The sequence below is a fragment of the Vibrio minamisatsumaniensis genome (assembly GCF_050337445.1).
Classification (GTDB): Bacteria; Pseudomonadota; Gammaproteobacteria; order Enterobacterales; family Vibrionaceae; genus Vibrio; species Vibrio artabrorum.
This window is the reverse complement of record NZ_JAKJSY010000138.1, coordinates 1-5,184: the sequence shown is the minus strand read 5'-3', so window position 1 is coordinate 5,184 and position 5,184 is coordinate 1. Positions and strand designations below refer to the sequence as shown.

4 protein-coding genes are annotated in these 5,184 nt (G+C 41.5%); 1 reads left to right on the top strand and 3 read right to left on the bottom strand.

Annotated elements, in window-relative coordinates:
• The first annotated feature begins 728 nt into the window (after window positions 1-728).
• Window positions 729-1,040: a helix-turn-helix domain-containing protein gene (locus L4B77_RS19390; RefSeq protein WP_108188476.1), complete on the top strand. Its 312-nt coding sequence runs from the start codon at window positions 729-731 to the stop codon at window positions 1,038-1,040.
• Between the two features lie 18 nt (window positions 1,041-1,058).
• On the opposite strand, the gene L4B77_RS19385 is transcribed toward L4B77_RS19390, so the two are convergent.
• The 3 genes from L4B77_RS19385 to L4B77_RS19375 all read right to left on the bottom strand — a co-directional run bounded on the left by L4B77_RS19385 (window position 1,059) and on the right by L4B77_RS19375 (window position 3,044).
• On the bottom strand, window positions 1,059-1,373 hold the full coding sequence (locus L4B77_RS19385) for a type II toxin-antitoxin system RelE/ParE family toxin (RefSeq protein ID WP_429752459.1): 315 nt from the start codon (window positions 1,371-1,373) through the stop codon (window positions 1,059-1,061).
• 908 nt (window positions 1,374-2,281) lie between these two features.
• On the bottom strand, window positions 2,282-2,641 hold the full coding sequence (locus L4B77_RS19380) for a hypothetical protein (RefSeq protein ID WP_429752457.1): 360 nt from the start codon (window positions 2,639-2,641) through the stop codon (window positions 2,282-2,284).
• 46 nt (window positions 2,642-2,687) lie between these two features.
• Window positions 2,688-3,044, bottom strand: coding sequence for a DUF6404 family protein (locus L4B77_RS19375; protein WP_429752455.1), 357 nt, complete (start codon window positions 3,042-3,044; stop codon window positions 2,688-2,690).
• Window positions 3,045-5,184: the final 2,140 nt, after the last annotated feature.

Sequence of the window (5,184 nt, the reverse complement as noted above, 5' to 3'; positions counted from 1 at the left end):
GGTATCTCTATGGTCGCTTTCAGATTGGGATTTGTCTCTTACCCTTTCGGGCTGCCCTGCGCTGTGAGTTAGGCTTTACGCCCCCATTCCGGTCTCACAACACTAATCATTTATTCCTTTCCCGCTTATCCCCTCTAGCAGCTACAAGGGGCGGATTTATCGAGCGTTTGCTTAGTTCTGATTAGTGCCTTTACCATGCCACCTTTGGAATATCCCTTGGTCGGTGGCTGATGCGCGTCGCTCTGTCCAAAACATCTTGAATCCAAACAGAGTGCAGGAGTACTTGAAGTGCTTACGTGATATGGCTATCATGAAAGGACTTAACGAGGTCTCAATTCGTGTAAGTATTCCGAAATAAACCACCTTGCAGGGTGGTTTTTTCACATCTAGGGAAAGAGATTAATCCCAAAAGCGATTGATCTCAATGATCCTTTTAACCGGTCATCAGTTTTCCAAACAAAAAAGCCTCCCCAAAGGGAGGCTTTTTTGTTTCTGAATCTTGGGCCGAATAAGGCTGCTAGGGTTTGAATTTATTTACAATTCCATCATTACCAAGTTGTCAGAGATGGTGGTATCACAATCACAAACATTAATGTTTCATAAATTTTGGATTGAAAAAGTAACGCTAGCGTGCAATATTAGGCCTTGTTATTTATACAAACATTTGTATAATTCCCGCGCCTACTTTTAGGCATTCTATTTATTTACAAAAAAACAAGGTTTGGCTTATGAGTAAAAGTCCTTTAGAACTTTTAAGTTCAGATCCAGTAGAACTTAGTTTGCTGTCCACAAAAGTGAAGCTAATGATCATTGCAAGTGAGATTATTAGGGAGAACGGTTGGACACAAAAAGAAGCGTCATTAAAACTTGGCGTATCACAGCCAAGAATTAGTAATCTAATGAATAATAAAATTTCAAAGTTTTCAATTGATTCAGCTTTTGAAATTTTGGGTAAGCTAGGCTACCTTTCAGAAATGACCTTCAACCCAATGAACCGAGAGCGCCCAGTTATAATGGAGCTTAAAAAAACAGCGGTTTAACCGCTGTTTTGAATAGACTTATATATCACGATAACGCTGCTTAATCGTTTTCTCGTGTTTACTGTCTGTTTGATTTGAAGTTTTAACAAAAGCCTCAAGGACATACACCGTCTCATCCTTGATAACATAAACTACTCGGTAGGCTGGTTTACCGTTTTTGCAAATTTCAATCACACCTTTGCCTAAACCTTGCATTGACTTCGTTTTCATCATGGGCTGCAACCCATACTGCAAACGAACCAAATCTGCCACGAACTTCTCACGCTGTTCCGCTGGGAAGCTCTCTAGTTTTTTCTCGGTGTCGCCTTTATAAATCAGTTCCTTTTCTTGCATTGTAATAATCCTCATATAGAAGTTGGTTGGTTGTATACCTAATTAATTTTTTCATTTTTTAGTCCTGTTTTTTTTGCTAGTAGTCCTAGTCATTTTCACCGATTGGTGACTGTTTTTTTTAGTGCTTTTCTGCACCACCCCGCATAATAAATGAGAAGGTTCCACAATACCACCCTTAATTATATATAAGTACTTGTATACAATAAGATGTTCTGATTTATTGATATGGAATTACGCGACTCCATAACGAAGAACGGCTCCCAATTGGAAGCCGAACCTATAACATTTAATCGAATACAACGATCGTAGGGTTACTCATTTGTAGATTTCAGATACTAGGATTTACAGATCTTAATCAGCCCAGTTATAGCATTAACGAATGCTGTCATTGGTATAATCCAAGATGCAATTTCAGATAGCTCAAGTATGCTCATTTTCATTCTCCTGATGTAAAGTCTTCCTACAAGGTTCTAAGGGCGCTGTTTGCCGCTTAGATCCACTCAGAATCTATTTACAGAATGTTTTTTCCCATCCATTAAAAAATCCAAAAAAGTTGAGCACACCAAATATGACGTCTGGCACCTAAAATCCGGTGTTCATTATTCCTATTATGTTCAATTGCGTGACTCTGTAATGAAGAACTGCCCCCAATTGGGAGCAGTTCTTGTGTCTAAATCTGGGTGCGCACTAAGTGTCATTACGTTAAATCGAGCACACAAAAGCACTCACGACTAAACTATAAATAGGCATGAAGTTTCCTTCCTTGCTTTCTTCGTGCTGAAAAAACGGCTCCCAATTGGGAGCCGTTCTTGTATCTAAATCTGGGTTCGCACTAAGTGTCGTTACGTTAAATCGACGCATAGTAAAAATGCCACGCGTTGGCTGCCAGCTTAAATTATTTTATGAGGCTAAGTAACGACGTAAATGCCTGACTGCCTTAGTTGCTGCTTTAAATCCAAAAGTTTGAACTGAGTTAAAATCAGTTGGATAATAGCTACCGTACCTGTAAAAATTGATAACGAAGAAATGACCCAGTTCCAGTCAACACCTACAAATACATGAGGTGCAGCAAAAGCAAAAGCATAAGACGATGCTGCATTAATTGATTGAATAAATTCATTGGCAGAGATTTTATAGTTATCGTTTTCTTTATCGTACGAGATTTTCACCCTAGCCCCAGCTCTACGAAACTTGCAATAAATTACGTCTTTTTCACCATCAAATGGGATATCGTTGAGATCTAGGGTATCCCTAACTTTATCTAGCATTTACCTCTCCCTAATGCACTGCTTCATAACTCTTTGTTATGGATCGTTACTGGTAGTTTTGCTTACACCAATTTTCCCAACTTGTTTCACCCAAGAGCTTTCGTGCCTTAATGGTGCGAAACACGTTTATAAGCCCCATATAAATGCCAAATAGGGATGATGAGGTAAGATAGGTTATCCAAAGGTCAGGATCTGAATGCCAAAATAATATCCACATTAGCGCTCCCCACAATCCTCCCATGAACAAACCATTTGTTATTAGTATTCTTATAGGAGACTGAAAAACTAGTGGTTTTTGGGACGGGTCTTTGTATTTAGACCAAATAAAAGTTGTTGGCTTGGTTAAGTCTGCTGGCACCCCCTTTTCAATGAGGTGCTTTTGAATGAATTTCGCCTTTTCCATCTTAGCCTCTATGCATGTAGCCAACTTCAAGTATAAGTCCATATCGCGACTTATCGAGAATAGTGATTAAAGTACTGCGACTAACTTCAACGTAGGATATTTGCCGTTTTCCCTTTCGACCCCTATTTAAACAATTCAGTCCGATTTTTTTAATTTGTTTCTTTTTCTGAATTTTATCAAGCCTTATCCGTGACAAGGTAAACTACTCCGAGAGCCCCCTAAGTCCTTTTGCCGAAAAACTGCAATCTGGGTATGAAAAGCATCATTAGAAAGCTGTGTGCTTCATTTTGACGGCTAAATATCGGTGTTCATTATTCCTATTATGTTAAACGGGCGAGTTAGCTATCAGAAATACCCCTCAGAAGCCCCCAAACGCTCCAGATTGCGATTTACAGCACCTAACCAACCAACATCACACCTAAACGCTTTGAAAGTTTATGACGCTCTGAGAGCGAATCACAGCTCGAATTAACATCTTTTGAACTCACCCAAATATCACACCGTAACGGCCATAACCGAAAGTTTGCGATTTGAGATCGGGCTTAGTCGTGAAATGAACGAAGTTCTTTCATGAGTAAACACGATCCGACAAGCGAACGGAGTGAGAGCGTCAGCTTTTCGTTTCCAAAATCAATCGCGTTCAGCGTCCCCCTCTGCGGGGATTTAATTGTTATGTGGGAATGAAAGTGCTCTATAAGCGTTAAGAAATTCAATCACTGAAAGTGCCGAACTGGAGAGGGGAATTGTTAATTTTAGTGCATGATCTTGGGATGCGTTGAGTAGGCGAGACCAAGGGATTCTGGTTGGATGAAAAGGCGGGATTGAGCCAGGAAGGTACGACCTGCGAAAATGCCAACTATTTCACCCTCCTGAAGTCCTTGGTCGCGCGTAGCGCTACGCATCCTAGGTCTTAGAAACATGTTTCTAAGCTGCTCTTTTCTTTATGTTTAATTTTTCGTTACTGGTAACCCTCTCTGGTAACTTCTTCTGGTAACCACTACTGGTAACTCGGGTTACCTGAAAGAGTTACCAGAGAGGGTTACCAGTAAAAGCATGTCAACGAGAGTAATCCATGAGGTTGTAAATAAGCACTAATAGAATGGAGTGACCGTGCCACAGTTGAAGGTCGAGTGTATTCCGCTTGCTCGGTGTTCGGACGCTTCGCTTACTCACACACTGCGCCGAGCGGTGTAGATTTAACAGAAAAAGATAGGAATCTCTTTTAGCGTAATCTCAACCTCCTATAATATAACGTGGTCTCAATCGAGAAATGTAAGGGGTTTGAAGCCCAACGGTACGGTTTCGTACGTTAAGCGTTAAATCAAACAGTTAGAACAGCATGATGTTAAGGCATACCCTGCGATCACTGGTAAAAAACGCCCCAAAATCTGCATATGACATTACCTATATGTCATCATTGGCTGTGTCATAACTTAAATGACATGCTTGTTTTTTTGTTAGCGTACATTTTCGCCCCATGGGGCTTCACACCCCGTGTACAGCCCCGTTCAGCTGTGTTTCGGTGTTTTTGCCCTGTGACGCACTCAAAATACTTTGTGACTCAAAAATGATCTTCCAAGGACCTGGCTAAACGTCTTTTGGTTTGCCAAGTCCTTGGAAGAGGCAAACGCAGTGCGCCAGAACAGGCACAGGGGTCAATGCTCACTGTCGAAAAGTCAGACACACACAACCACTACGAAAATATAGAGAACACGATGAGTTTGTGCTCCGCACTCAATAAGGTTTTGTTCTTTTGAGGTGCTCAAGAAAGAGCGAAAAGGATGCCACACAAGACGGCGAAAACAGCCCTTTCGGCTGCGCCGACCCCTACCCATTTCGACTCAGCTTTATGAGTGATTTGGGTATCTCTATGGTCGCTTTCAGATTGGGATTTGTCTCTTACCCTTTCGGGCTGCCCTGCGCTGTGAGTTAGGCTTTACGCCCCCATTCCGGTCTCACAACACTAATCATTTATTCCTTTCCCGCTTATCCCCTCTAGCAGCTACAAGGGGCGGATTTATCGAGCGTTTGCTTAGTTCTGATTAGTGCCTTTACCATGCCACCTTTGGAATATCCCTTGGTCGGTGGCTGATGCGCGTCGCTCTGTCCAAAACATCTTGAATCCAAACAGAGTGCAGGA